Origin of the sequence: Streptomyces sp. HUAS MG91 (assembly GCF_040529335.1) — a bacterium.
Classification (GTDB): domain Bacteria; phylum Actinomycetota; class Actinomycetes; order Streptomycetales; family Streptomycetaceae; genus Streptomyces; species Streptomyces tabacisoli.
Map to the genome: position 1 here is coordinate 51,034 of NZ_CP159534.1, position 25,831 is coordinate 76,864.

Here is a 25,831-nt window from a genome sequence, read left to right on the forward strand (position 1 = left end):
GTTGCGGGCTGGGCCTGTGTGGGTGGAGACGTTCACGGGTCTTCGGACGGGCGGCAGCGCCCCGCGGTAGGTGAGGTCCTCAGCGAGCTCGGCGGGCGCACCCCGGAAGCTGGTGCCCGTGGTGGGCGGGACGTGTCGTCCCGGCGCTGGCCGACCCCGCCGCGCGCTGCAAGCGGGCGTTCGCTGGCCCCTTGCAGGGGCCAGTAGTACCATCGGTACCATGACGAGTGGCGGAGGCTCCCCGAAGGCCCTGAACCTGCGGTTTCCCGACCCCGCGAAGCGCGAGGCCATTGAAACTGCGGCGCGGCAACAGAACATGTCACTGCAGGAGTACATCCTGTCGGCGGCCTACGACAGGGCGACGGCGGTGGAGCGGTCCTTCCTGAGCAACTTCCAGGCGTCCATGGCGCACAGCGGAGGCGCGTTCAGGGATGCCGGCGACCTGGATCCAAGCCCCGAGCAGCGCGCCGCCGAACAACGCGCGCGCCGTGATCTCGAGGTGCAGCAGCCGGGCCAGGGGCACGCCGCGTGAGCCAGCCAGACCCTCCGCACCGGCTCGACGTCCAGTTCCTCCTCCATGCCGCCGAGCTCCTCGACGGCGATCCGCAGGTGGACGACTTCGGGCCGCTGTACGCAGCGGTGGCGCGCGTGAACGCGCGCGCCCTGGAGCACGACATCTACGGATCGCTGAACCTGAAGGCGGCGACCCTCCTGCATACACTGGTGAAGCTGCCCTGCCTGGAACACTCCAACGCCGCGTTCGCCTGGCACTCCGCCGAGGCCTACCTGCTCCTCAACGGACAGCGCCTCGACTACCCGCCCAAGGCGGCGGTCGAGCTCGTGCGCGACGCCGCGTCGGACCGCGTCGGCGTCGCCGGAATCGCGCGCCAGCTCCGCGACTGGATGGTCACCTGATCCTCAGCTAACGACGTCGTGCACGGTTAGCGAGCGGGCGTCGTGAAGCGGAATGGAACGCCGCGCTGCTCGCGGAGCGATTCGCTGTCGGTCCTCCGCCCGCAGACTGCCTGGTCCCCATGCTGCCTGTGGCCCAGCTCTACCTGCGCGACATACCCCTGCTGCGGCCGCCCGGACAGGCCGATCTGCTCCAGGTGCTGTGGTGCCCCTACGACCACGATCCGGATCACAAGCCGTCGACCGCGCTGTTCTGGCGGTCTGCCGCCGAGGTTGTCGACATCCTCGCCACACCGCCCGAACCGTACGAGGTGAACCATTCGGGCTATCTGCCGGAGCCGTGCGTGCTCGCACCGGAGGCGATCACCGAGTACCCCAACAGCCTCGATCTGAGCCCCCAGATGCGGCTGATGGTGGAGGACTGGAACAGATGGCAGGCAGCCGGCGCCAGCGTGGACAGCTCCTACGCGGACTACCCGCGGGAGTTCTACGACATCCATCTGGCAGACGCGCCCGGCTGGAAGGTCGGCGGCTGGCCTCCGTGGGGTCGCACCGACCCCAACCCCCGGTACTGCCCGGTCTGTGATGTGCAGATGGTCCCGCTGCTGACCATTGCCTCATTCGAATGGGACGGCGGTGAGAGACACAGCTGGGCGCCTTGCGAAGAACAGGCCGCCGCCTACGCCGCCAACGCTGCTGGTAGTTGCTGTGGCCAGGACCCCTCGCAGCCGACCAAGGTCGAAGTCGGCAGCACCGACACCATCAGATCTATATCTGCCCGGCCTTCCCCGAGCATCCGCACACCGACCTGATCCAAGGAGCTGCCGGAGCTGTCAGACACTGCCCTGTCACCCAGCCCGCGAAGGTCAGGTAGAGGCCCGCTGCGAATGCCGGTGGTCGCACTCGCTCAGTCCCGTGAGCTGGACCCGGCCCGCGTACGCGCCCGGCTGCTCGACCTCGTCGCCCAGCTCGGCCGCGCTGTCGGCCCACGCCGCCGCCCTCGTGCGCCACACAGTCCGCGCGGGCACAGGCGGAGGGGACGTCCGCGCAGGCGGCCGAGGAGCAGGTCCTGCTGGAGCTGGTCGCCCCACTCCGGCGCGGGTGGGCGCCGGGGTGGGGCGCGAAACACCGTCCCCATCGCGTAAGAGCACGGCGCCTCCGAGATCAACGAACGCTGGGCGCGTCCGGGTAAGGAATGCGTTTCGCGCCAGTGATCGTCATGGACGCAGATACAGCAGGAGTCGTAGAACGATCAGGTGTTGGCATACGGGAAGGAAGATCGGGGATTCGGGGCCTGTCTGACATTGGTCATTTGAACCGGGAAGGGCCTCATGGCATCTTTTGCGAACACCCGTACATCCAGGACGACCGCGTACGGGGTGGCCGGTCTGCTGGCCGTAGCGGCGCTCGCCGGATGCAGTTCTGACAATGACGCAGAGGCGAAGCCGACCAAGCAAGGCACGTCAGGTGCGGCCAGCTCGCCGGCACAGGTGGTGCAGGCAACGAACAAGAAGACCGTCGCCGCCCGTTCAGCCCGAGTGGTGATCACTTCCACTGTCGCCGCGGACGGCAAGAGCGAGAAGATCACAGGCCGGGGGGCCATGGACTTCGCACACGGCAGCAGCCAGCTCACCATGGGACAGGACGGCAAGCATCTGGAGCAGCGTGTGGTGGACAAGACGCTCTACCAGAAGCCGCCGAAGGGCGAGGGCAAGCTGCCCGGCGGCAAGACCTGGATGAAGATCGACCTGGCGAAGCTGGCAGCCTCCGGTGCGGCCGGCAGTAGCCAGGCCAGTGATCCGGCTGACTCCTTCGCCTACTCCAACTCTCTCTCGCGCAAGGACGTGAAGAAGATCGGCGAGGAGAAGGTCACCGGGGTCGACACGACGCACTACCGGGTCATGCTCGACATCGACAAGCTCGCCCAGGGTGACGAGCAGAAGGCCAAGAAGCTGCGTCAGCAGCTCGGCGAGAGTGTGCCGGTCGATCTGTGGGTCGACGACAAGGGCCTGACGCGGCGCCAGCAGATGGAGATGACCGTTCACTCCCCCGGCTCCACCTCTTCTTCGTCCAGCAAAGCCAAGGGGAAGGTGAAGACGGTTATGGAGTTCAGCGACTTCGGCACCGACATCAACGTCAGCAAGCCCCCGGCCTCCGACACCGCCGACATGACCGACAAGCTCATCCAGCAGCAGTCACAGAAGGCCTGACGGCCCGCACACACCCCGCTCCTGCCAAGGGGCGGGGTCCATGGCACCCACCGAAACTCCGGAGACGACAACGGTGGCCGCTGGCCGACTGTGAGCGCGTGAGGGCGGCCCGGACAAGGTCTGTGTCCCGTTGGTGCTGCATCGGATCTTGCGGAGGGCTGGCCAACCCTTCAGCGTGGCAACGGCCTGTTCGAAACGACGGCGTACGGGAGGTGATCCGCACAAACCCTGTGTCGTGCTCGTGGGCGGGTTCGCCAGCAGCCGGACGACCGAGCTCGCCTGGTTCTGACGCAGGGGACCCCTTGTAGCTGCGGGCATCGTCTAGTTCTGGGTGCGAGCCGAGCGAACCTCACCCGATGTCGGCCACGACGAGCATTGCTGTCTGCGTGTCGGCCTCCGACAGAAGGGCGCCGCGCGGGGCCCACACAGGGGAGCGGCCACAGCCAGTCCGCTGCCCGGCCCGCCCGACATGGTTTGCCATTGGAGAGCTGGGGCGATCCTCGCTCGCTTCCAATTGCTCCGCCAGGACGCAGCCGGTGTGCCATCGGTACAGAAGCCTGTAGGAATCGGTGGGCTGAGCTGGCCCAAGGTCCGAGGGCAGCACACCTGGCCCGAGGGCGAAGTCCCTCAGTTGTGAAATGCGTCGTCGAAGCGATGCGCGGCCCGCCTGCGGAGCACCTGTCGTCAAGGGAACTGCGGAACCGGCCGATGGGCCCCGATCCGTCTCGGGGCCGTCCTGAGAGCTCGTAACACGATCTTGCTGACGTGCCCTGGTCATGCGTGACCGATCTGGTGATCCCGCCGTTCGTGTCGTGTGACGACTCGGCCTTGGATCGTGGACGACGGCTTGTGGGCACGGATCGAACCGCTCCTCCCGCCCTGGCCCGAGCGGTCGCCGGGGCCGAGGCCGGTGGATGACCGGCTGTGCCTGCAGGGCATCCTGTACGTCCTGCACCAGAACATCGCCTGGCAACTCCTGCCCCTGGAGCTGGGGTTCGGCTCCGGACAGACCTGCTGGCGGCGCCTGGACCGCTGGCAGAAGGCCGGCGTCTTCGAGCAACTGCACCGCCTCCTGCTCGCCGAGCTGAACGCGGCCGGTGAACTTGACTGGTCCCGCGCGTGCGTGGACGGCTCCCACGTTCGCGCGAAAAAGGGGGAGCCGCGACCGGTCCATCGCCGGTCGACCGGCGCAAGACAGGCAGCAAACACCACCTGATCTGCGACGGCAGGGGCACCCCACTGCACGTCATCACCACCGCGGCGAACGTCAACGACATCACCCAGACCATCAATCTGGTGGACGGCATCCCGCCCGTCGCCGGACGGCCCGGCCAACCCAGGCGGCGCCCCGAGTGCGTCCTGGGCGACAAGGCGTACGACTCGAAGGCCGTACGCCGACAGCTGCGCCACCGCAGGATCCTGCCCGTGATCTCCCACAAGGGCGCCCCGAACATCAAGGGCCTGGGCAAGCTCCGCTACGTCGTCGAGCAGACCTTCGCCCTGCTCCACCAGTTCAAACGCCTTGCCGTCCGATGGGAACGCCGCCTCGAACTCCACGATGCCTTTGTCTCGTTGGGCTGCTGCCTCATTTGCTGGAGGCGCCTGAAGAAGGCCGGATCATGAACTTGCAGCGAACTTCTAGGAGTTACGGCTCACGATCGAGTTGGCGTATGTCGCTAGATCGTGGACCCACACCTGCAGGCGTCGTCTCCTGAGCGTGTCCGAGAGGGGGAGGGTGTGCCGGAAGGTCGCCGACCAGGTGATGTCGGTGCCGCCATGAGAGGCTCGGGCCAGGCCCACAGTGCCTCGATGAGATGTGAACAGCCCTGCTGTCTGTTCGTAGCTGAACCGCTGGTCGGGAACCATCTCGACGACGCGCTCGCGGCAGCACACACGTCCCGTGCGGGTACGGATGGTGCGCCGGTCACCCACGCGTGCCGGCCGGTCGACTCCCGCAGGCACATCCCACTCAACGTCGGCGTAGGCGGACCACGACGGCCAGGACTCTGCATCCAGGAGCGCCGCGTAGACGAGTGCGGCAGACGCCGATGAGTACGAAGAAGCAGTGACAGCGAGGGACGACATCTCAGCAAGGGTAAACCGCGTCTCGCCATGATCGTGTTACGACCTCTGAGGCTCCGGTGGCATGACACGCTCTCGCGGGCAATGTCGTCGCCGCGGAAGGCGGTGGCGGCCCCCTCTTTCCTGGTGGGGGCTGCCACCGCCTTCGGTGGGAGTCGCAGATCGCCTTGTTCGGCCTTTTCGAGCTGATAAATGTCAGATGACGCCGACGGCGTAGAGGATGCCGAGAACAGCCATGGCTGAGCCGATGACGACGTACATCACGCGGTCATACCTGCGCGCGAATTTTCCGCTCCCTCGGCCGTACACGACTTCAGCACTCGCCTGGTTCCCCCGAGCGAAACGTGCAGAGAAAAGCACGCTCGCCGATCCCACCAGGCAGATGAGGAGCCCTAGGAATATGCGCATGAGGCTCGCCTTTACCGTTTCTTCCGCCACATGGAACCGAATACGATGATGAACGCAGCCACAGCGCCCACGATGATCACGACCGTGAGCCAGGGAGGTCCTTCCGGTCGCTTATCCTGAGCCATCAGTTCCAACGCCAGCATGGACTGCCTCCCCTTTTCACCATGTCTTCTTGATCATGATTGAGCACTCGGCCTGCATGGAACCGCTTCCGACTGATACCGATTTGTCGGAAGCGAGAGATGCCGAGAACCCTCCGCCCGAGCACTTTGCTTCTTCGGTCACCCCGCTCGATGCATCGCCGTTGCTCAACTGCACGCCCGTGTCGCCGCCTCGACCGGAACCAACACCGACTGCGACGGAGGGATGCCAGCTTCCGTCCTGGTTCTGCGAAATACCCAACTCGCCGCAAATGATCTTGCAGCCCCCAAAGGAGATACCCCATGACGCGGTTCCGCTGGGGTCGATGCGGTTGACGGGGTCGCCTGCCGCGTAGAGGTAGGGGTTCTGTTCCTGGCCGGAGGGGTCGGGCTGGGTGAAGCGGCCGATGTTGGGGTCGTAGTAGCGGGCCTGGTAGTGGATCAGGCCGGTGGTGTCCTCGTAGCCGCCGGCGAAGCCGTAGGGCTGGGCGATCTGCTCGCTGCTCGCGCTGCGGGTGACACCGCGGGGGCTGTAGGAGTACGTGTTGACCTTCGTGCCGGACTCGTCGGCCAGGCCGATGACGGAGCCGATGGCGTCGGTGAGGTAGTAGTACGCCTTGCCGCTGCGGGTCATGGAATTCAATGTGCCCCCGGGTTCGCGGACAAATCCCGTGTCGACACCGCCGGTTGAGGTTCCCACGAGACCGATCGGCCCGTTGTGGAAGTAGGTGTCGCCCAGGCGGATGCGCTCACTCTGGTCGGTCGAGGCGTACTGGCCGGTCAAGGTCTTGCCGCCGACGGTGAGCGAGGTGAGTTGGCTGTGGTCCGTCCATTTCTCGCCGGTGCGGGTGCCCTCAGGGGTCGAGGCGGCGGCGGTCTCGTTGCCTGCATTGTCGTAGGACCAGTTAGTGGACGAGTCGTTCTTGGCGGTGATCTGCTGGGCGTCGTTGACCGTGTAGGTGGTGCCGCGGGGGCAGCCGGGGGTGATGCCCTGGCTGGTGAGGTTGCCGGCGAGGTCGTAGCAGTACTGCCAGGCTTCGTTCAGCGTGGAGCCCTTGTTCTCCGCGGCGTAGGAGAAGCGGCCGGCGCCGTCGTAGGTGTAGGTCGTCTTCGTGCCCGTGGCGTTGTCGGTCTTGGTGCGGATCTTGTCGCCGTCGGTGCCTGCGTTCGTGCCGTAGCCGTAGGTGTAGGCGAGGTCGACCAGGGTGCCCCTCGGGCTGGTCGTCTTGACCGACTTGGGGCGCATCGAGTTGTCCAGGCCGAAGGTCTGGGTGGTGCCGCCGGGGTACTTGGTGACGGTCCGCTTGTCGTTGCGGTTGTACTCGTAGCTGGTGGTCAGACCCTGGGGGTCCTTCAGGCTGGTGAGGGTGTTGACCTCGTTCCAGGTGTAGTCGATCTTCCCGGCCGGGTCCTGGTAGTAGTCGACGTTGCCTGCCGGCGTGTATGCGAGGAGGGTCTGGGAGCCGTCCTGGAGGGTGCGCACCGTCTCGCGCTGCAGGGGGTCGAACTGGTACTTGACGGTGCCGGTGGAGTCGTCGCGCTGGCGCAGGTTGCCGTCGCCGTCGTAGTAGTAGCGGACCGTGTCGTTGGTGGTGGAGACGGTCTTGATGCGGTCGAGGTTGTCGTAGGCGAAGACCTTCTTGATGCCGCGGCCGTCGGTGAGGGTCTCGGTGCGGCCGAGGCTGTCGTAGGTGTAGTTCGTATCGCCCAGCGGGGCGGGCGCCTTGACCGTCTTGAGGTTGCCCTGGTCGTCGTAGGTGAAGGAGGTCTTCACCTTCTTCGCCGTGGACATCGTCGTCTCCTGGGCGCAGACCTGCCCCTCGAAGCCGTTGCAGGTGGGGCTGGTCTTGTTGCGGGTCAGGGTGACGTTGCCGCCGCCGGTGCCCGCCTGCGCGACCGACATGGTGTTGCCGGCCGTGTCGTAGCCGTAGGTGGTCTTCTCGCCGTCGGCGTTGGTGGTGTCCTTGGGGACGTCGCCGCCGGCGATGGTCTGCCAGTTGGAGACGGACTGGCCGCCGGTCGGGGACTTGATGGTCTCCAGGTTGTTGCGCGTGTTGAACCCGTAGTCCATGACGTTGCCGCCGGTACCGCCGGCGCCGGTGCCCATGGCGTCGGTGGAGGTGTCGATGTTGTGGTTCGCATCGAACTTCGTCGACCGGCTGCGGCCCAGCGCGTCGGTGACGTCGCTGACCTCACCATCGGCGTTGTGCTTGTACGAGGTGCTGTGCAGTTCGGGGTCGGTGACCTTCGTTGTCCCCGCCGCCGTCGGGCTCGACACGCTGTAGGTGTAGGTCCAGGTCGGGCCGGTGTGGCCAGAGCCGTTGAAGTCCGTGGCCCGCAGCATCGAGGTGACACGGTTGGCGTCGTCGTAGGTGAAGACCGTGACGCGGCCTTCCGCTGTTGTGATCTTGGTGAGGCGGCGGGAGGCGTCGTAGCCGAAAGTGGTGGTCTTGCCCTCGGCGTCCGTCGTACGGGCAAGGTTGCCGGACGCGTCCTTCGACCCGGACTTCCAGTTGGTGACCGTGTAGGTGCCGTCCGCGTTCTTCTTCAGGTCCTTCGAATAGCCCGAGGGCGTCTTGAACGTGCCGTCACGGTTCTTGGCGAACCGGACGCTGTCGCCGGAGGAGTCGTAGAGGACGACCTCGTCATCGAGGACCTGCAGGTAGCGCTCGTACTGCTGCCACCAGCGCTGGGAAACCTTGCCCCAGGGAGCGTCGAGGGAGTTGTAGGTGCGCGCCAGGGTGAGGTTCTGCCCGACGCCCGCGATCGAGAAGTCCGTCGCCGTCAGCATCAGGTTGCCGGTCGAGTAGTCGATGCGTGCCGACAGCGCGTCAGTGATCGCGAAACTACTGAACCGGTGCCAGGGGACCTTGCCCTGTCCTTCGGGCACATACGTCGTCGTCGCGGCCGCCGCCGAACGCGCCGCCTGCGCGTCACCGCCCTGGGCTCGCTTCTTCTGCGCGGCACGCCACTCCGCGACGTCGGCGGACGGGGTGCGCTCGGCCTTCGAGGCAGCCGGCTCGTTGGCTCCGACCTTCACTTCCGGCATGTTGAACGACGGTGCGTCCTTGCCCCAGGCCGACGCAGGATCGTCGGCTGCTGCCGCGCCCGTCGCGGGCAGCAGCGTCACCGTCATCGCGCCCGATGCGAGTACGGCGAGCGCGGCGAGTCTGGAGCGGTTGCGGGCGCGCGAAAGGCGCGCACCTGTGGTGCGTTGTATCAAGGCTTCCCCCCACAGGAAGACAGACCTTGTTGACCCCAGTGGCCACGAGGAGCACACAACCTGTCACAGAAAACACACAAGTCCCGGCGGGCTTCCCGCGAACGCATATGCCACACGGCGCGGAATCAGCCCCTCCCCTACTGCACCCGAAACGCTGTCAAAACAGTGCGAAGGGCACAGAATGAGTGGACGGCTTGCACGCTTTGCGCATGCAGCCGCCAGAAGGCTGACGTGAAATCGACTGTCCAAGCCGCCTTAGGCGCCGCCGGTTCAACGGAGAGGCGATTTTGCGCCATACGGCGATACCAGGCAATGCCTCATTCGTCTAGGTCTATACCTGTCAGGAGGCATTTTGCCCCGACTTGGGATGATCGCGCGAAAGGCTGTAATGCACAGGTATCACCGGTCTTCCAGCGGGCACAGTGATCAGACCCCACGCGCAGCACTCCCCCACTCCTTTCCAGCCACACCCGCTGCCGCCGCCAAGGCCGGCACCACAGCCAGGAGTCCCCGGTGAACACGCACACCGCCACCACCCTCGCCCGCCACTTCGGACGCCTGCTGTGCTGGCACCTCGCTCTCGCCATGCTCTGCACCGCCGGATACACCCTCAGCGGAATCCACACCCACCGCACCGCCCTCTACCTCACCTGGGCCGCCCTGCCACTCACCGCCATGCTCTGGGCAACAACCCGCGCTCTCGAAAAACACCACCAGAACCGCGACCGCGCAGCCGACACCACACACACCAGCGACTGGACACCCGCCGCCTAACTGAGCGTTTCGCCCTGTGGCGGGTGTTTGGTTCCGGGTCAGGTGCCGCGCCAGTTGGGGGTGGCTTCGCCGGTGAGGCGGCGGGCCATGAGGTCGATCATCGCGAGGTGGATCATGGCCTCGGAGCGGTGCGGGTGGGTTTCGTAGTCGCGGGCGAGGCGGCGGTGGTGCATGAGCCAGCCGATGGTGCGCTCGATGGTCCAGCGCCGCGGGATGATGGTGAATCCCTTGCTGCCGGGCGGGCGTTGGACGGGGTGGACGTCGATGCCGAGGCGGGCGCCGTGGTTGATGGCGGTGGTGCGGTAGCCGGCGTCCACCCACGCCTTGCGCACGCCGGGGTGGGCGGCGGCGATGCGGGACAGCAGTCTCACCCCGGCCGCGGTGTCGGACACGCTGGCGGCGGTGACCACAACGGTCAGCAGCAGGCCGAGGGTGTCGCAGCCCAGGTGGCGCTTGCGGCCGATGATCCGTTTGCCGGCGTCGGTGCCCTGATCGGCGCGACGCACGTTGGCGGAGGTCTTGATGGTCTGGGAGTCCAGCACGCAGGCCGACGGCTCGTTGCTGCGGCCTTCCCGCTCGCGGACCAGGCGCCGCAACAGCCCGCTGAGCTCCTCGAAGACGCCGTCGGTCTGCCTGCGGGCGAAGTAGCCGTAGACGGTGTTCCAGTGCGGGAAGTCGTGGGGCAGGTAGCGCCAGGGGATCCCGGTGCGGTCCACGTACAGGATTGCGTTCAGGATCTGGCGCAGGTCGTGCTCGGGCGGGCGGCCGATGTCCAGGGCATCCCGGCAGCGCCGGGCCCGCCAGGCGGCAAGGACCGGTTCGATCAGTGCCCAGCGTTCGTCCGACAGGTCGCTGGGATACCCGTCGCGCGGCGTCATGTTTCCGATGTACCGCGCGGCAGCGGGCGTGACCAGCCGTCAAAGGTGACGGGACGGCGACACGTTGGGAGGAGACAGGAGATGTCGGAACGAAACGGCCCTCCCCTGCTCCGGTGCAGCCCGCCTGCCGCACCAATCCCCTATGCCTCAAGATGCCGGAGCCAGAAAATACCTATATCCCGCTATCAAACAGAGCGAAACGCTCAGTAAGTGGGTGTTTGATCTGACATTGCGCGTGGATGAGCTGTCTGTCCGTCACTACTCCCGTGACTGCTGAGTTGTGTAGTGCGCTGCTCAGCTGAAGAGACCCGTGAGTCGCCCCAAATGCCTGCCTCATGCATCCCGGCCTGTCTCATCCCACGATGTCCCCGGGCTGACCCACCCGAACGGCCTGGTCGCCGTCCGGCGGCCGCGCTACGCCTACACCATGACACCGCGAGCGCCTTATCCCACCGACCTCTCGGACGAGCGCTGGGAGCTGATCGGCCCGACACTGGAGAACTGGCGGGCCGCGCGCCACCGCCGCGCGCTCGACATCGCCCCGCCCGCCCTGCATGACCTGCGCGAGATTTTCAACGCCCTGCTCTACCTGGACCGCACCGGCGCCCAATGGCGCTATTTGCCGCACGACTTCCCGCCCTGGCAGACGGTCTACGGCTACTTCGCGCTCTGGCAGACCGACGGTGTCATCGACCGCCTGCACGGCCTGCTGCACCGCCTGGCCCGCGAGGCCGACGGCCGCGACGCCCAGCCCAGCGCCGGCGCGATCGACACCCAGAGCGTGAAGACCTCCGCCAACGTGCCCCTGAGCGGCCAGGGCACGGACGTCGGCAAGCGGATCGTCGGCCGCAAGCGTGGCGCCATCACCGACACCACCGGCCTGCTGCTGGCCCTGTTCGTGCTGGCCGCCGATGCCTCGGACAGCGCCATCGGCCTGCACCTGCTCGACACCGCCCACGCCCGCTTCCCCCGGCTGCGCACGCTCTGGGCCGACAGCGCCTTCCGCACCACCTGCATCGAGCACGCCGCCCGGCTCGGCATCGCCGTGGAAGTGGTCCAACGTGCCCCGGGCAGCCGGGGCTTCGCCCCGCTGCCCCGCCGCTGGACCATCGAGCGCACCTTCGGCTGGCTCATGATGTTCCGCCGACTCGCCCGCGACTACGAGACCCTGCCCGCCCGCTCCGCCGCCCTCATCCAACTCCGGATGATCGACCTGATGGCCCGCCGCCTCACCGGCGAGTCCACCCCTAGCTGGCGAGGCACCTAGAACACCACAAAGCTCGCAAGTCGGGACGAAACATCAGAATGAAACACCCACTAAGGGCTGTCCTCTCCCTCACCATCAACCTGGCATCTGCAGGCCGCACCTGCGCAAAAGCCAGTGCTGCGCAGCCGTGTCGTGAGCACGTGATCCAGCTCGCTAGCGCTCTATCGGCTTGCGGGGCAGCGGATGTGTACTGGAGGCCTGTTAGATCGAGGGGGAGGCATGGCGAACACGCCGGATCCGGAAACGCCAGAAGCAGTGCATGAAGAGGAGTCGTGGCTCAGCAGCGAGGAGGTCGCGAAGCTGTGGCCAGTGCGTAAGGACTGGCTGCCGGGTGCGGCCCGTCGTGCAGATGTCCGCGTCCGCAGCTTCGGTGGGGCAAGCCGAGGCACGTGGGGGGTGGAGCCGACCTTCTATCACTTCCACCCAGGCGACGTACGCAGGGCCGCGCCAGCCATCTTCGAGGGACACGTCGACATCCCGTCAAACTGGCGCACCGACACCCCTGACGGTCGGCGAGCAGAGTTCTGGGGCACGTTGAGTGCCCGCGTCGCCGGAACGCTCCTTCTCGGGGTTCTCGTGTGCGGGCTCCTCCTCATCCTGGGAACAGTGATCTTCCTTCTGACAGTGGAATGACCACCAGCGCCGTAGCCGACGGGCAGCCCTTCTCGTGCACGGAGCCAGCCGCGGTACTAGTGAGGAAGACTGCTTGATGAGCACGGTGACAAGCCGCGTGCCTCATCGGTGATGACCACGCTGCGTCGTTCGGTCCCTTTCGCCGAGTTCACTCACCAACCCGTCCGACTGGCTCGGAACCTTGTGGCACGTGCTGCCGAGGCCGGGGAGTGACCTCACGGTCCGGGCAGGACAGTTCTGCCCGGGCCGCTGACGCGGTGCAGGCGCTGGTGTAGAAGGACGGAGAGTCCGCGTCGGTCGGGCGGAAGCCGGCCGTGTCCCAGCAGTGAGCCGAATTCAGGTAGCACGGCTGGGCGGCCAACAGCAGCCACCGCGTTGCCGGGCCCGTGCGGTCAGAGGTTCAGCGAGCGGTCCTCGGTGCTCGTCAGAGGGCGGGTTCGTAAGCGACGGCGGCGTACCCGCACCCATCCGCCACCTGGTTCAGCGCGGTGATCTCGGCCGGGTCGGCGGTCAGCTTCCAGCGCAGCACCTGCAGTCCCTCCTCGCCGGCTACCGCGTGGCGCTCGCCGTGCATTCCGTCCCCGAGCCCTTCGCCTTCTGGCCCGAAGAAGACTTCGTCAACTGGCTCCATCAGCACTACGGGACATCCGGCTCCCTGACGTTGGCCGCCGAGATCGAGCGTCACACACCAGCCGACACCACACCGGTCGACGCGTTCTTCCGACTACTGGATCCTTTCCAGCGCGACATCGCCCGGGAGCCGGCCCCGCAGGACACGAGGGATCGGCTTCCCGGTATTGAGTACATGAGCAACACCTTCGTGACCCTCTTCTGGCGACGCAGCCTTCTCACCAGGTTTGTTCAGCGACTGGAGAACCGTGGCTTCCGTGTCGTCCACCTGGAAGCGCATGCGTGGGCGACGGAACGGGACATGCACCAAGCTTTCGCCGCAGCCCTGCAGTTCCCCGACTACTACGGCCACAACCTGGACGCCCTCAACAACTGCCTCGGAGACGTGGCCTGCTTCGGCCCCTACGACGAGACCGACGAGGGCACCGGACTCGTACTGTCCCTCACCGACTACGACCGCTTCGCCGCCACGTCCCCCGGCGCGGCCCAGATCGTGCTGGACATCATCGCCGCCCAGGCGCGCAGGGCGGCCGTAGCGCAGCGCCGCTTCTTCGCCCGCGTCCACAGCAACGACCCCGACATCCGGTTCGAGCCGGTGGGTGCCATGCCCGTCATGTGGAACAGCGACGAAGGAGCCGACTCCAGCCGCCGCTGAGAACACAGCCTGGACTGCATTTAGCACAGCGACTCGTGGCAGCGTCACTTGTCACGCTGTCGTGGATCTCCAGGCATCGGTGACGCACCCCTCTTCCCAGTGCCACCATTCCTTCGCCGCACCATGCTCCAAGAGCCTGCGTATCTGCTGAAGGTCGGCATCGGGCGGAACATCCAGAGCGACCATGCGAAACTGCTCGATGCCCTCACCGGTCGTACCGAGGCGGTGAAAGACGTCCAGCACGCTCTGCCGGGTAGCGGCAGAGCCACCGTCTCTGAGAACGATCAGCCGGATCGTGCAGTTCTGCGAGCCCGCACCGTCTCTCCGGCCCAGCGGGCGCCGTCCTCGTCGATCTCCACGCGGATGATGTCGTCGCTGGCGACTCCGCGTACGAACCACGGAGTGTTGTCCAACCGGACTGTCCCGTCACCGAGATCGACCGCCCACAGGCTTTCCACGCTCGCCGGCGGCCAGCCGTCCTCGCCCACGTCCATCCGGAAGTGGATCTTCACATGATCATCAGTCACGCTCGTCACGGCATCATCATCCTCATGGTCAGACCCTCGAACTAGGCTCCGCTCGTGACCCCTGAACTGCTTGCCTCTCTTGCTGTACCGCTCCAGGCGGGACGGATGATCACATCCGCTGAAGGAGGCGGCGACGTGCGGCCACTGTGGCTGAGCACCTCCCCGGCCTCCGCCGATCTGTGGGCCCGGTTACTCGCCGAGCACAGCAGCTCCGGCCTGTGGCCGCTTCTTCTCGACGCCCATGACCCGCGCGACGCCGAATTCCGGCCCTGGGCATCCGGCGAGCTGTTCCCCGAGCGTATGACCTCACCCCGCGCGCACAACCCGGCCGACCTCCTGGCGCAGTGGTGGTGCGCGTACACGGAGATCGACGAGGGCGACGACCTGCTGACGCCGGACGAACGGTTCGCCGTCACCGTACCGTTCACCCGGACCTGGTCGAACCCACTGCTCAGCCACGAACCCGCGACGGGCGGCGACGAGATGGCCGTCGAGTACGCACACGTCTTCGCCGACCAACACCCCCAAGCGCGCCTCGGGCTCGTCGCCGCCGCCTGCGGCGCGGACGCGCTCACCGCCGTCGGCTGGGACGGACCCGCCAACTACGACAACGACACGGCCAAGTTCTCCGCCATCGTCCGCGACTGGGAACGCCGCTTCGGCGCACGCGTCGTAGCCGTCGGCATCGACACCCTCCACCTCAGCATCGCGGCACCCCCGACGAATACCCAGGACGCCCTCCTCGTCGCCGCCGAACACTTCGCGTTCTGCCCGGACAACATCTGGCAGGGCTTCCACCCCTGCACCCTGGCCGCCTACGCGGAACGCATCGTCGGCATGAACAGCTGGAACTTCTGGTGGGACTGACCCCGACACCAAAACCACGGGAAACGATCACCTGAGTTCCGGGAAGAGATCTTCAACGGCCTTCGGCCGTGCAGGTCCCCCACTCGTGAACCCCCGCACGTACGCCGCCGGCGCGACGAGGAACAAGACACCCACCGCACGGCGTGCGATACGCCAGGCGTCTCCAGCTGACCGCCAGACAGCCGCTGGCCGACCCGCACCTCTACCGAACACGCCCCGCACGACCTACCGTTCGAAGAACGCCCTCTGCCAAGAGGGAGACCCCATGCAGTGCCCCAATTGTGGCGGCAGCGCACAGCAGGGCCCGGGCGGTTCCTGGTCCTGCCCCCAGTGCGGTCCGATCAGCGGTGTCGAACCTCCGGTCTGCACCAGCACCGAGACGACCCCCGTCGCGCTGCCGGGTACGCGGGTAGGGTGCCGGGCATGAGCGACCCCCACGACGCTGTCACGCAGGCCGAGGCCGCAGCCTCGTTCCTCGCCACGCAGCAGATCACTGAACGGGCCTGCGAGAAGTGCGGCACGATGATTGCCGGGGTGAACGGGCGCTATGCGTGTGGCGGCTGCGGCTGGTCGAACCACTGGTCGGAAGGACTGACACAGCTTCCGACGAGCGGCGACGACTCCACACGCTGAAGCCAGGCCTCGCGGCGGGGTGAGCTCGCCCTCGGGGTGGTTGTCGGGGCATGCGTGATCGCAGAGCGTGGGCACACGGAATCAACTTTTTAGGGTGGGGGCCGGGATCCCTGCCCCCACCCCGAAAAGAAGCGCGCTGCTGTATGCCTGCTGCTGCGCCCGTCCGACTGCTGCTCCCTGTTTCGGGGTGCTGCGTCTGGGGGCGCCGGCCGCCCAGCCCGGAGCGGGCCCCACGGGCGACCGGCAGGTCGACGGTAGCCCGCTCGCCAGCTGGAGCTCCTGTCCTCAGTCACCAGAACCTTGACCGACTGCCACTGAAGTTTGAGTGGTCGTCTCTGCCCCACCCGTCGGCGTACGGCGCAGCAGGTCCCGAGGAGGGGCGCGGCGTGAGTACGGTTACTCAGGCTCCAACGCGTCCCGGACTGCAGACTCCCCGCATGAGATGGACGCAGACGGAGCTGCTCGTGGACTCAAGCGCGGCCATTTTCACAACTGCTGCTGTCGCGAGTCTGTGGACGCTCACCGTGGTGCTTTTGTGGCGGGCGTTCTTGCGGGGACTTGGCGAAGCTCTTCAGGTGCAGCGGGTGCCGTCCGGAAAGCCAGGTGAGATCGCTCTTCTCTGTGTACTGACGTTGACGTCGCTGGCCGGACCGATGCTGCTGATATGGCTGGCCTGGACGCACCAGTTGTGGCTCACCGCGGCCGCGCAACTGGCCCTACCGCCGTGCACCCTCGGTTGGCTCCGCCTTGCTCGAAGGCATTGACAGACCAGGCGGAGACGATCGCTCAAACTTCAGTAGCAATCGGTCAAGGTTCCATGACAGAGGACAGCACCGCCCGCTGCCGTGTCGAGGCCACGTGATATCGACATTGTGAGCGGATTTCTGTCTGCCGAACTGCCGGTCGAACAGCGGCTGGCCATGCACCAGGCCGTGCTCGCGTGGCTGGAGTGACAGGCCGGGCGCGAGCGGGACGCGATCCGCCGTCTGCGGAGCGAGGCCGCCACCGAGCGGCACCGCCTTAGGTGGCGCACCGCTGGTTGGGTTTCACGGTCGAGGCGGACCGGTCCGGTCAGGGGTGGACGCTGCACCGTGGTGACTGCGAGTTCGCGCGGTCGGCCGAGGTGGTCGACGCTCAGGAGGGTCGCGCGGCGCTGGCCGGCCCGGCCGGTGCGGCTGCCCGGCCCTGTCAGGTCTGCAATCCGCTGCCTGCTCTGCACAACGTGCCGCCGCCCACGGACCCCTACGCCAGCGCCTGAGCCCTTCCCCCCGGGCCAGGACGGGCGGGACGCTGGGACGGTGCCGAAGAGCCCGTGCGGCGGTGCGCGCAGTGTCGCGCGCCGCTCCCCAGGGGATCCGGTCCCAACCGGCGATACTGCGACTTGACCTGTCGCAGCCGCAATTGGCGGCGGGTACAGCGCCACAACAAGCTGTACCAGCGGGCCGTCTACCGGGGCATAGAGATCATCCAAGGCGAGATCCTGTGGACTTGGCTCTGTCCGCGAGAACGAGCAGTACTTGTTCATGGGTTTGGGCGGCACCCGGCGCCGCAGAGCGAGTCGAACGGTTCACGGGTTTCGACAGCATCAGCGTCAGTAGGGCTCCGTCTCGGACACTGTCACGAGGGGGCCGGCAGCTCGTGCGACGTCTGTTCGCTCCTTGCGTGAAGTCCGGTGCAGAGGAGGTTGAATGCCCGGAGGGCTGCCGAGGCGATGGAGTCGCGGGCGTGCGCAGGTGGCTCGCCCGACATGATGCGTCGTCGGAGCTCGCGCAGGGCCGCGCGGTGTGTTCCGGCGATGGTGCCAGCGAGGAGGGCTGAGAGCGGGGGGCCAGCACTGTCGGGTGCTTCTGCGGTGTTCGGCGGATGTTCGGTCAGGGCGGTCGCCAGAGCGGCCTCGATGCGTTCGCCGATCTCTCGTTCGCGGGCGCGTAGTGCCGGGCTGTCCTGAATTACCTGCCAGAACGCGGATGCGCCGGGCTGGAGTCCGAGCATCGGGTGTTCCTGCTGTAGGGCGGTAAGGAGGTCGTCGCGGACGGCCACGACCGGGCAGGTGCCCCGTGTTCGGTCGCGCACCAGGGCGGCGAGGTGGTCCTCGGCTTCGGCCTGACGGTCAAAGAACAGGTCTTCCTTGGTGGGGAAGTAGTTGAACACCGTGTTGGTGGACACACCCGCATGCCGTGCCACCTCCGCGACTGTGACCTGGTCGAAGCCGTGCTCCAGGAAACGTCCCAGGGCTGCGTCGGCGATCGCCGTACGGGTCCGCTTCTTCTTGATCTCTCGAAGGCCCATGCGCCGCATGATAGCGTCACACCAAATTTGGTGTGACACCAAAGTTTGGGGCGAGCATGACTATGACCTTCGGCATCTATCCCGGTGGCATGCTGGGCGACGACCAAGGCATCATCCATCCGGTCCGTCCGGACGCGCCGGAGCGCGTCGTCGAGGCTCTCGATGAACTGCAGGGCGACGCCGCCACGCTGGCGGTGCGCGCGTACCGCTCGTTCGCCGCCGTCGCGACACCGCAGACGGTGCCCACGCCCGCCGACCCGCACGCCTATCTCCAGCGCGGTCGCACGCTGGACCTCGTACTGCAGTTCCGCGAGCCGTCCGGCGAGCTGGACGGGTGGCCGGAGTTTGTTCGCGAGGCCATCCGGACCGGCGGACCTCAGCTGGCATCGGTCCAGATTTGCGAGGAACCCAACCTCGACCTCCCCTCCGTCGACGGCAGCACTCCCAACGTCCTGAACGCGCTGGTCCAGGGCGTCATCGCCGCCAAAGAGGAGATCCAGGCCCTCGGTCACCGCGTGGCGGTCGGCTTCAATGCCGTGCCGTCCTTCGACCCGGCCGACAGCTTCTGGTCCGGCCTTGGTGCCTTGGCCGACGCGCGCTTCCGGCAGAGTTTGGACTACGTCGGCCTGGACTTCTTCCCGGACGTGTTCCGGCCCGTTGCCGCAGACCAGCTGGCAGACGCGGTCACTGCGGTCCTCACCACGTTCCGCTACACCAGCCTGGCGCAGGCGGGCATACCGGACACCGTCCCGATCCGCGTGTGCGAGAACGGCTGGCCCACCGGCCCCGGCCGCTCCGAGCAGCGACAGACCGCCGTACTCGACACCGTCATCCGGACCATCGCGGCCCTCGCCGCCGACCTGAACATCGACGGCTACTCGCTCTTCGCCCTACGAGACGCCGACAGTAACGCCGAAGGGCTCTTCCATCACTTCGGCCTCCTGAACGACGACTACACCCGCAAGCCAGCCTTCGCGACCTATCGGCAACTCATCAACGAACTGAGCAACCCACCGGCTGTGTCGGCCCGGTGACAGCGCGGCCAGCGGTAGAAACCGCAGTGCTGCCGTTTCTCATGAACATCGAACACCGCCTGGCGCAGGCGCCTCCCGAATCCGTGAACAGGCGCTGGCGGAACTCGTGAACAAAGCCAGTGGACTCAAGGGCGGTGCCCTGCGTGCAGGCGCCGTGGCTCGATCCGCAGGCGCAGCGACGCAGTGTGCTGCTCGCCTGCGTGTCGTACGGCCTGGCGGATGCGCAAGCCGTCCCGGGCCACCCGTGACGGCTGACCATCACGGGATGGCGCATCCGAGCGGGCGTTGCAGTGCGCGTCACCGCGTGACAGCTAGCCATCACGCGCGAATGCCTCTCAGAGCCGTTCAACAGATCCGACGCCCAGGGGACGGAGACGGCGACGTCGTGCGCGGCGGTGAAGCCCTCCGCAATCAGGACCTGCGGGGTGGCCTCGCACATCCGGACGTGCTGCCAGACGAGGACTCGACGGCCCCTCCAACAACGCCGGACTGCGCCACAATTGGCGAGTCCCCCATACAGGTCACCAACCCGCCCAGGCCCGGCCCGGCCCGAAGGATCCACATGATCGAGTGCGTCCGCGCGGTCCTACTCACCCCCGCCGACCGGCTGCTGCTGATCCGCCGCACCTGGCCCGGCGGCATCCCCTACTGGACCCTGCCTGGCGGTCACGTCGAGCCCGACGACCTGGACCTGCACGCAGCACTGACCCGCGAGGTCTGCGAAGAGACTGGTGGCACCCCGGACGTCCTCGGCCAACTGTTGACCTTCGACGATACCCACCAACGCGACCACGTCTACCTTGCCCGGATCACCAGCTGGTCCGAATGCAGCCGAACCGGACCGGAGATCGACAACCCTGACCACGGCACCTACCAGCTCGAAGAAATCTCCCACACCTCCGCAGCCCTGGATACCCTCCCGTTGATCCCCGAGGCTGTCGCATCATTCCTGCAACGGACGGCAGCAACTGGAGAAGACCTCACCATCCTTGCCCACCCCAAGGCCCCGTGAGACCCCCGTGATGCCCGTCCACCTGCCACTGGGGCCAACTGACACCGAAAGCCGGGGCGATCCGAGACCGGAACAGCTCTCACAGAAAGCTGCCCCTTAGGCCAACTCAGGCCGGAAAGGTGGGGCCAGTTCAGATCGTTTACGCCAATCGCCCCAACACGTGGACACGGACCGTCCGTTAGTGCTTCTGAGTGCACATCAAGGAGGTCCGGATGCTCGAAGGGGTACTGATCGCTGAAAGCCTGAGGGTTGGAGCGCAGATGGCTGGGATCCGTCTGCAGGTCACCAATCTCACGCGAGTCGAGGTGACGGATGCGGCGGATGACCAGCCGCGACTGTGGACATTGCTGGACTTCACCGCCGAAGAGTCTGCGGCTCAGCATCTCGCGGATCATCTGGCTTCATCCCTACTTCGACCGACACGTTCGTGATCTTCGCCAGCAAGATCTTCCGCTACCCCGCGGCCAAGCCGGGGGCCGTCAGGAGGCCCAGAACTATGGGCGATCCGTCGGCATCCCGGAACAGCAACTCGATTGGCGGGACTGACCGAGGGCTCCGCGAGAGCGGAGCCCTCTCCTCGACCCTGGGGACTTAGACGTTGTCCTATGTGGTGAGGAGGAAGAGAACCGCAGCATGGGTCAGGGGACGTGGAGTTGGATCGTTCCGGACGGGCTGCGGGAGACTGCGAAGCCGCTGATTCCACCGTCGAGAGTGCGGCCGCAGGATGGCGGGACTTCGGACACACCTGATGAGACGCTGTTCGCCGCGATCATCTATGTGCTGGTCAGCGGATGCGCCTGGCGACAACTGCCGCCCTGCTTCGGGATCTCGAAGTCGACCGCCCACCGCCGGTTCCTGATCTGGTCCAGGGCCGGTGTCTGGGCCCGCCTGCACGAGGCCGTGCTCCACCAACTCGACGACGCCGGCCTCATCGACGTCACCCGTGTCGTGCTCGATACCGCCCATGTCCGCGCCAAAAAAAAGGGGGCGGACACACAGGTCCGAGCCCCGTGGACCGGCGCAAGCCGGGTACCAAGATGCACATTCTGTCGGACGCGAACGGACTGCCCCTGGCCGTCGGGATCTCCGCGGTGAACGTCCACGACAGCGAAGGCTTGAAGCCGATGATTGCGGGTCTCCAAACGCAACACGACCCTCACCGCGGCCGCCGTTGCAAACCCCAACGCCTCCACGCCGACAAGGCCTACGACGTTCCCCACCTGCGGCGATGGCTCTGGGGCAAACACATCGGCGTCCGCATCGCGCGCAAGGGCATCGAATCCAGCGAACGATTGGGACGTCGCAGGTGGGTGATCGAACGGACCCTGTCCTGGCTGACCGGCTACCGCAGACTCAGCCCCTGCTACGAACGCCAACCCGCCAACTACCTGGCCTTCCTCGGACTCGCAGCCGCCCTGTGCGGCGACAAGCGACTGCTCCACCTCACCACATAGGACAACATCTTAGACGCGACCGCAGGATCCCAGGGCTACCGTCGAAATCCCTACGGCAGCCCTGATTACCGGGAACCCGCCACAGGCCACGACTTGTAGAAGGACTCCTCCAGGTAGGCGGCCTCGTGAGGCTGGTAGGGCTCCTCCAAGTAGGCGGCCTCTTCTTCATCGAGGACGACGTCCACCGCGGCGACCGCGTCGTCCAGCTGGGCCGCCTTGGTGACCCCGACGATGGGCGAGGTCACCGCCGGGTTGCGCATGACCCAGGCCAGGGCGACCTGGGCCGCGGACAGACCCCGTTTGCGGGCGATCTCGTGGACGCGCTCGGCCACCGCCTGGTCCCCGTCGCGGTAGAGGATCTTGGCGCCCTCGTCGGTCTCGGCACGCGCCGAGGCGGTGTCCCGGCCCCGCGTCAGCCTGCCCCGCGCCAGCGGGCTCCACGGGACCACGCCGACGCCCTGGTCGGCACAGAGCGGGAGCATCTCCCGCTCTGCTTCGCGGTGAATGAGGTTGTAGTGGTCCTGCATCGACACGAACCGGGTCCAGCCGTTCAGGTCAGCCAGGTACAGGGCCTTGGCGAACTGCCAGGCGTACATCGAAGAGGCTCCGATGTAGCGGACCTTCCCCGACTTGACCGCGTCGTGCAGCGCCTCGAGGGTCTCCTCGATCGGGGTGCCGTAGTCCCAGCGGTGGATCTGGTACAGGTCGATGTAGTCGGTTCCAAGTCGCTTCAGGGAGGCGTCGAGCTCGGCGAAGATCGCCTTGCGGGACAGCCCGGAGCCGTTCGGGCCGGGGCGCATCCGCATCCAGACTTTGGTGGCGAGGACGACCTCCTCGCGCCGGGTGAAGTCCTTGACCGCCTGGCCGACGATCTCCTCGCTGCTTCCGGCGCTGTATCCATTGGCTGTGTCGAGGAAGTTGACGCCGGCCGCGAGGGCCTGCTTGATGATGTCCCGGCTGGCATCCGCGCCCAGCGACCAGGGATCGCCGCCCCGGTCCGGCTCACCGAAGCTCATGCAGCCGAGGGCGATTGCGGAGACTTCCAGCCCGGTCGTTCCGAGTTTGGTGTATCGCATGCCTCCGAACCTAGGAGTTGGAGTGCGCTCTAACGCAAGTACCGCTGGGTCCGGAATTCGGAGGCGTGCGGCATGCGCGCCGTGTCAGGTTTCGACCGTTCCGCCCAGACGTATAAGAGAATCCAGCAGCAGCGAGTAACAAACTGTCAATTCTCAGCCGAGCGCGTGTTGTACTGCTCAGCCCCCGACAGCAGACCGCCCTTGCGGGTCCGTCGCCACGACCGATCATCGCTCGATCACTGAGAACTCCTCATAAAATGATCAACGGCGCTGAGGTGTGCGCTCGTTGTCGGATGCCGCATGCAGGCCTCGTTGGTTGCCGCCCGGCCTGCTCAGTGGTGCTCGAACATCACTCGACCCTGATCTCTGGATGGGCTGTTGTTACGGACACGCGGGCGACCTCCGCACGATCATGCGTCCCGGCCGAGGTGCGCCGGTCAAGACGAAGGGCGCCTCGACGTTCGGTGAACACTCAGGTGAACGACCTCGTTCGAGGAGCAGTTCGGCTCATCGGTAGCCTGCATCACCATGATGCGCGCGTGGGTCTTGCCGATGCTGTTTGTGCTCTGCGGCCTGGCAGTTGCGACTGGACTGATCTTCGGCGGGAGCCCGGGCGCAGCCGCAGCACTCCTGCTTGCGTTCCTGGCGTTCGCCGGCGTGAACTCGCCTCTGATCTTCCCGAGGTCGATCGGCGCGCTGGAGGCGCAACGCCGCAGCGCGGTCGACGGCCGGCCAGTCGTCTTCTGGCGGCCGGGCTGCCAGTACTGCATACGACTGCGCATCCGGCTGGGTCGCAGCGCCCGCCAACTGCACTGGGTCAACATCTGGCGCGACCCGGCAGCAGCCGCAGCGGTGAGAGCAGCCAACGACGGCAACGAGACCGTGCCGACCGTCGTCCTGGCGGGGCGGCCACACACCAACCCCGATCCTGCATGGGTGCGCGAACGGCTCCCTCCTTCAGCGTGATCAGAAACCACGACTACCGGAGGGGTGCCCGCAGACTCCAAGGCACCGGAGGCAGGAGACAGGCCCAGCTCGTTGTTCAGGATGACGCAGGAGATCTGCAACGCCGAGGGTCACGCGCCCCTTCGAGAACGCCGCACTGTTCGAACGGCAGGGGCAGGCCGAGACGGCCATGGACGCGTCTGCCGAGGACGGCGCGGGCTGTTCTCTTCACACGCACGCCGTTCGCCTGCAGTTGCGCCGTGCTGTCGACTGCTCTTCCTATCAGCCGACGGGCCTTTGCAACCAGGCGGCAGCAGGCGGCGTTCAGGATCCTTTCAGGTTCGCAGCCAGTTGAGGAAACACCCGATCCAGGAGCCGAAAAGCCCTGGTAAAGAGGGCCTGGGTGCGGGGCGTCCGCCGTGTCATCGTGCGGGCCATGAACGCAGAGCACGTCCTCGACCACCGCGACGACCACCCCCTCGCCCCAGATCTTGTCCGCCGCACGGCGAACAAGGTTCCCGAGGTGACGGTCTACTTCTGGATCATCAAGGTACTGACCACAGGCATGGGCGAGACCGCGTCCGATTTCCTGGCCAAGGCCCTCAACCCGGCCCTGGCCGTCGGGATCGGGGGGCTCGGATTCGTCGTGTCCCTGGTTCTTCAGTTCTCGCTGCGCCGGTATGTGGCGTGGATCTACTGGACCGGGATCGTCATGGTCAGCGTGTTCGGCACCATGGCCGCCGATGTGCTGCACGTCGCCCTCGGTGTCCCGTACGCCATATCCACACCGTTCTTCGCACTCGTGCTGGCCGTCGTGTTCGGCTGGTGGTACGCGAGTGAGCGGACGCTGTCCATTCACCGCATCGACTCGCGGCGTCGGGAGTTGTTCTACTGGGCCGCCGTGTTGTCCACCTTCGCGCTGGGCACCGCGGCCGGCGACCTGACCGCCTCCGCCGGCCTTCGCTATCTCGGCTCGGCCGTGCTGTTCGCCGTCGCCATCTGCATCCCAGCCGTCCTGCACCGATCCGGCCTGCTGGGTGCGGTGGCCGCGTTCTGGGGCGCGTACGTCATCACACGGCCACTGGGCGCTTCCCTGGCGGACTGGATGGCCCTGCCGCACAACCGCGCAGGCCTCGCGATGGGTCTCGGGCCGGTCACTCTCTCCTGGGCAGTCGCCATCATCGGGCTGGTCGCCTATATGGCCATCTCGAAGAGGGACGCCCCGACCGCCTGACAACTCCGGCCGGAGAGGTCGTCAATGCCCGCAGCGGCATCACTGACGACCTCGGGCACTCTTGACACCCCGCCATCGCTCACAGCCACGTAGGCCATTGACATGCGGCATTCGATTCCCGGGCTCTTCTGCGCGGTCAGGCCCCAAGAGCACGTAGATCCTTGGGCTGGAAGGCTCCACGCTCCGCCAGTCCCTCGGAGACGCGGCAGAGGAACTCCACCCGTTCAAGGACGACCTTCGTCTCCGCCTCCCGCTCGTCCAGCCAGACAAGCTGATCACGGTTGTCGGCCGTGAGGAGGGCCCTCCAGCTCAGCGTCCAGGTACGAAAGTTCGGGGACGGCCCGCACCGTGCTGCCCGTCACTGCGGCGGCCAGCACGGCATGCGCCGAGCGCGGGCTCACCGGGGGATCGGTGTGGCGCCGGTCGCGGCGAGGGACAGGTCCCACAGTCGGGCCGCCTCGTCCGGGTCGACGGCGTAGGCGCGGACGCCGCCGTCATCCATGGCGGTGCCAGGTGCGGTGACCCGGGCGACGTCGCAGTCCTCAAGGTAGAGGCCGCCGCGTCCTTCGAGGGCCCGGGACGTGGCGGCCCACAGACCGGTGGCGGCTCCTTGGGAGGGAGTCTTGAAACCGTCGCCGATGACATTGCCGCGCTCGTCCACCCAGCCCCGGTCCATCTGTGCCTGGAGCGTCATCTCGCGCTGGAGCCCTGTGATGATCTTGCCGGGATGCAGAGCGAACGCCCGTACGCCATCGCCCTTTCCCACGGCGTCGAGGTGAACGGCGAACAGGGCGTTGGCGGTCTTGGCCTGGCCGTAGGCCAGCCACTTGTCGTAGCCGGTACGGAAGTGCGGGTCGTGCCAGCGGATGCCGGTCAGGGTGTGCCCGGCCGAGCTGTTGACGACGACACGCGCACCGTCGGAGGCGGCGGTCAGGAGCGGATAGAGGA

General features: G+C 66.8%; 28 protein-coding genes and 1 pseudogene. 19 read left to right on the plus strand and 10 right to left on the minus strand.

Annotated elements, in window-relative coordinates:
* The first annotated feature begins 220 nt into the window (after nt 1-220).
* From ABII15_RS00210 to ABII15_RS00220, 3 genes are all read left to right on the plus strand, one after another.
* The gene (locus ABII15_RS00210) at nt 221-532 is read left to right on the plus strand and encodes a DUF1778 domain-containing protein (protein WP_353940155.1); all 312 of its coding nucleotides are present in this window, start codon (nt 221-223) and stop codon (nt 530-532) included.
* Nucleotides 529-915: a fic family toxin-antitoxin system, toxin component gene (locus ABII15_RS00215; protein WP_353940156.1), complete on the plus strand. Its 387-nt coding sequence runs from the start codon at nt 529-531 to the stop codon at nt 913-915. The genes ABII15_RS00210 and ABII15_RS00215 overlap by 4 nt, the downstream gene beginning before the upstream one ends.
* 128 nt (nt 916-1,043) lie before the next feature.
* A complete protein-coding gene (locus ABII15_RS00220; protein WP_353940157.1) occupies nt 1,044-1,724 on the plus strand; it encodes a hypothetical protein in 681 nt (226 codons plus the stop codon).
* Nucleotides 1,725-1,778: 54 nt separating this feature from the next.
* Here the strand turns inward: ABII15_RS00220 and ABII15_RS00225 are convergent, their stop codons facing one another.
* On the minus strand, nt 1,779-1,940 hold the full coding sequence (locus ABII15_RS00225) for a hypothetical protein (RefSeq protein ID WP_353940158.1): 162 nt from the start codon (nt 1,938-1,940) through the stop codon (nt 1,779-1,781).
* A 351-nt stretch (nt 1,941-2,291) separates the two neighbouring features.
* Here ABII15_RS00225 and ABII15_RS00230 point away from each other — a divergent pair, with 351 nt between their 5' ends.
* Both ABII15_RS00230 and ABII15_RS00235 read left to right on the plus strand, forming a co-directional pair.
* Entirely contained in the window at nt 2,292-3,122 is an 831-nt protein-coding gene (locus ABII15_RS00230; protein WP_353940159.1) for a hypothetical protein, read from the plus strand.
* Nucleotides 3,123-3,936: 814 nt separating this feature from the next.
* Nucleotides 3,937-4,745, plus strand: a protein-coding gene (locus tag ABII15_RS00235; RefSeq protein WP_353940160.1) for an IS5 family transposase whose coding sequence is annotated in 2 segments (ribosomal slippage) — nt 3,937-4,254 and nt 4,257-4,745 — 807 coding nt in all. Because the reading frame shifts where the segments join, the coding sequence is not laid out codon by codon here.
* A gap of 15 nt (nt 4,746-4,760) precedes the next feature.
* Here the strand turns inward: ABII15_RS00235 and ABII15_RS00240 are convergent.
* Both ABII15_RS00240 and ABII15_RS00245 read right to left on the minus strand, forming a co-directional pair.
* A complete protein-coding gene (locus ABII15_RS00240; RefSeq protein ID WP_353940161.1) occupies nt 4,761-5,207 on the minus strand; it encodes an SRPBCC family protein in 447 nt (148 codons plus the stop codon).
* 564 nt (nt 5,208-5,771) lie between these two features.
* A complete protein-coding gene (locus ABII15_RS00245; RefSeq protein WP_353940162.1) occupies nt 5,772-8,888 on the minus strand; it encodes an RHS repeat-associated core domain-containing protein in 3,117 nt (1,038 codons plus the stop codon).
* A 600-nt stretch (nt 8,889-9,488) separates the two neighbouring features.
* On the opposite strand from ABII15_RS00245, the gene ABII15_RS00250 reads away from it, so the two are divergent.
* Complete coding sequence (locus ABII15_RS00250; RefSeq protein WP_353940163.1) at nt 9,489-9,749, plus strand: hypothetical protein; 261 nt, start codon at nt 9,489-9,491, stop codon at nt 9,747-9,749.
* A gap of 38 nt (nt 9,750-9,787) precedes the next feature.
* Here ABII15_RS00250 and ABII15_RS00255 read toward each other — a convergent pair whose 3' ends face one another.
* A complete protein-coding gene (locus ABII15_RS00255) occupies nt 9,788-10,627 on the minus strand; it encodes an IS5 family transposase (RefSeq protein WP_353940164.1) in 840 nt (279 codons plus the stop codon).
* Between the two features lie 427 nt (nt 10,628-11,054).
* On the opposite strand from ABII15_RS00255, the gene ABII15_RS00260 reads away from it, so the two are divergent.
* Both ABII15_RS00260 and ABII15_RS00265 read left to right on the plus strand, forming a co-directional pair.
* The gene (locus ABII15_RS00260) at nt 11,055-11,894 is read left to right on the plus strand and encodes an IS5 family transposase (RefSeq protein ID WP_353940165.1); all 840 of its coding nucleotides are present in this window, start codon (nt 11,055-11,057) and stop codon (nt 11,892-11,894) included.
* Nucleotides 11,895-12,113: 219 nt separating this feature from the next.
* The gene (locus tag ABII15_RS00265; RefSeq protein WP_353940166.1) at nt 12,114-12,527 is read left to right on the plus strand and encodes a hypothetical protein; all 414 of its coding nucleotides are present in this window, start codon (nt 12,114-12,116) and stop codon (nt 12,525-12,527) included.
* A 424-nt stretch (nt 12,528-12,951) separates the two neighbouring features.
* Here ABII15_RS00265 and ABII15_RS00270 read toward each other — a convergent pair whose 3' ends face one another.
* Complete coding sequence (locus ABII15_RS00270) at nt 12,952-13,212, minus strand: hypothetical protein (protein ID WP_353940167.1); 261 nt, start codon at nt 13,210-13,212, stop codon at nt 12,952-12,954.
* A gap of 120 nt (nt 13,213-13,332) precedes the next feature.
* Between ABII15_RS00270 and ABII15_RS00275 the strand changes: the two genes are divergently transcribed.
* Nucleotides 13,333-13,812 (plus strand): barstar family protein, encoded by a 480-nt coding sequence (locus tag ABII15_RS00275; RefSeq protein WP_353940168.1) that lies wholly within the window; start codon nt 13,333-13,335, stop codon nt 13,810-13,812.
* A gap of 51 nt (nt 13,813-13,863) precedes the next feature.
* On the opposite strand, the gene ABII15_RS00280 is transcribed toward ABII15_RS00275, so the two are convergent.
* On the minus strand, nt 13,864-14,211 hold the full coding sequence (locus ABII15_RS00280) for a DUF4265 domain-containing protein (protein WP_353940169.1): 348 nt from the start codon (nt 14,209-14,211) through the stop codon (nt 13,864-13,866).
* On the minus strand, nt 14,097-14,339 hold the full coding sequence (locus tag ABII15_RS00285; protein ID WP_353940170.1) for a DUF4265 domain-containing protein: 243 nt from the start codon (nt 14,337-14,339) through the stop codon (nt 14,097-14,099). Before ABII15_RS00285 ends, ABII15_RS00280 begins: the two co-directional genes overlap by 115 nt.
* A gap of 135 nt (nt 14,340-14,474) precedes the next feature.
* Here ABII15_RS00285 and ABII15_RS00290 point away from each other — a divergent pair, with 135 nt between their 5' ends.
* The 4 genes from ABII15_RS00290 (at nt 14,475) to ABII15_RS00305 (ending at nt 17,097) form a co-directional block, all read left to right on the plus strand.
* The gene (locus tag ABII15_RS00290; protein WP_353940171.1) at nt 14,475-15,206 is read left to right on the plus strand and encodes a DUF4253 domain-containing protein; all 732 of its coding nucleotides are present in this window, start codon (nt 14,475-14,477) and stop codon (nt 15,204-15,206) included.
* A gap of 423 nt (nt 15,207-15,629) precedes the next feature.
* Complete coding sequence (locus ABII15_RS00295; protein ID WP_353940172.1) at nt 15,630-15,839, plus strand: hypothetical protein; 210 nt, start codon at nt 15,630-15,632, stop codon at nt 15,837-15,839.
* Nucleotides 15,840-16,276: 437 nt separating this feature from the next.
* On the plus strand, nt 16,277-16,603 hold the full coding sequence (locus ABII15_RS00300) for a hypothetical protein (protein ID WP_353940173.1): 327 nt from the start codon (nt 16,277-16,279) through the stop codon (nt 16,601-16,603).
* A gap of 260 nt (nt 16,604-16,863) precedes the next feature.
* The gene (locus ABII15_RS00305) at nt 16,864-17,097 is read left to right on the plus strand and encodes a DUF6233 domain-containing protein (protein ID WP_353940174.1); all 234 of its coding nucleotides are present in this window, start codon (nt 16,864-16,866) and stop codon (nt 17,095-17,097) included.
* 359 nt (nt 17,098-17,456) lie between these two features.
* Here the strand turns inward: ABII15_RS00305 and ABII15_RS00310 are convergent, their stop codons facing one another.
* A complete protein-coding gene (locus ABII15_RS00310; protein WP_353940175.1) occupies nt 17,457-18,128 on the minus strand; it encodes a TetR/AcrR family transcriptional regulator in 672 nt (223 codons plus the stop codon).
* A gap of 62 nt (nt 18,129-18,190) precedes the next feature.
* On the opposite strand from ABII15_RS00310, the gene ABII15_RS00315 reads away from it, so the two are divergent.
* The 4 genes from ABII15_RS00315 to ABII15_RS00330 all read left to right on the plus strand — a co-directional run bounded on the left by ABII15_RS00315 (nt 18,191) and on the right by ABII15_RS00330 (nt 21,628).
* The gene (locus ABII15_RS00315; protein ID WP_353940176.1) at nt 18,191-19,162 is read left to right on the plus strand and encodes a hypothetical protein; all 972 of its coding nucleotides are present in this window, start codon (nt 18,191-18,193) and stop codon (nt 19,160-19,162) included.
* A 562-nt stretch (nt 19,163-19,724) separates the two neighbouring features.
* Nucleotides 19,725-20,174 (plus strand): NUDIX hydrolase, encoded by a 450-nt coding sequence (locus tag ABII15_RS00320; protein ID WP_353940177.1) that lies wholly within the window; start codon nt 19,725-19,727, stop codon nt 20,172-20,174.
* Nucleotides 20,175-20,386: 212 nt separating this feature from the next.
* The gene (locus ABII15_RS00325) at nt 20,387-20,605 is read left to right on the plus strand and encodes a hypothetical protein (protein WP_353940178.1); all 219 of its coding nucleotides are present in this window, start codon (nt 20,387-20,389) and stop codon (nt 20,603-20,605) included.
* A 202-nt stretch (nt 20,606-20,807) separates the two neighbouring features.
* A protein-coding gene (locus tag ABII15_RS00330; RefSeq protein WP_353940179.1) for an IS5 family transposase occupies nt 20,808-21,628 on the plus strand; the annotation gives its coding sequence in 2 pieces (ribosomal slippage) (nt 20,808-21,149 and nt 21,152-21,628; 819 coding nt in all).
* Nucleotides 21,629-21,693: 65 nt separating this feature from the next.
* On the opposite strand, the gene ABII15_RS00335 is transcribed toward ABII15_RS00330, so the two are convergent.
* Nucleotides 21,694-22,704, minus strand: a complete 1,011-nt coding sequence (locus ABII15_RS00335) for an aldo/keto reductase (protein ID WP_353940180.1) — start codon at nt 22,702-22,704, stop codon at nt 21,694-21,696.
* A gap of 528 nt (nt 22,705-23,232) precedes the next feature.
* On the opposite strand from ABII15_RS00335, the gene ABII15_RS00340 reads away from it, so the two are divergent.
* Complete coding sequence (locus ABII15_RS00340) at nt 23,233-23,670, plus strand: glutaredoxin domain-containing protein (protein WP_353940181.1); 438 nt, start codon at nt 23,233-23,235, stop codon at nt 23,668-23,670.
* A gap of 415 nt (nt 23,671-24,085) precedes the next feature.
* A complete protein-coding gene (locus tag ABII15_RS00345; protein ID WP_353940182.1) occupies nt 24,086-24,883 on the plus strand; it encodes a hypothetical protein in 798 nt (265 codons plus the stop codon).
* A gap of 397 nt (nt 24,884-25,280) precedes the next feature.
* Here ABII15_RS00345 and ABII15_RS00350 read toward each other — a convergent pair.
* Nucleotides 25,281-25,829 (minus strand): annotated as a pseudogene (locus ABII15_RS00350) (oxidoreductase); the annotation flags it as partial.
* Between the last annotated feature and the right edge of the window lie 2 nt (nt 25,830-25,831).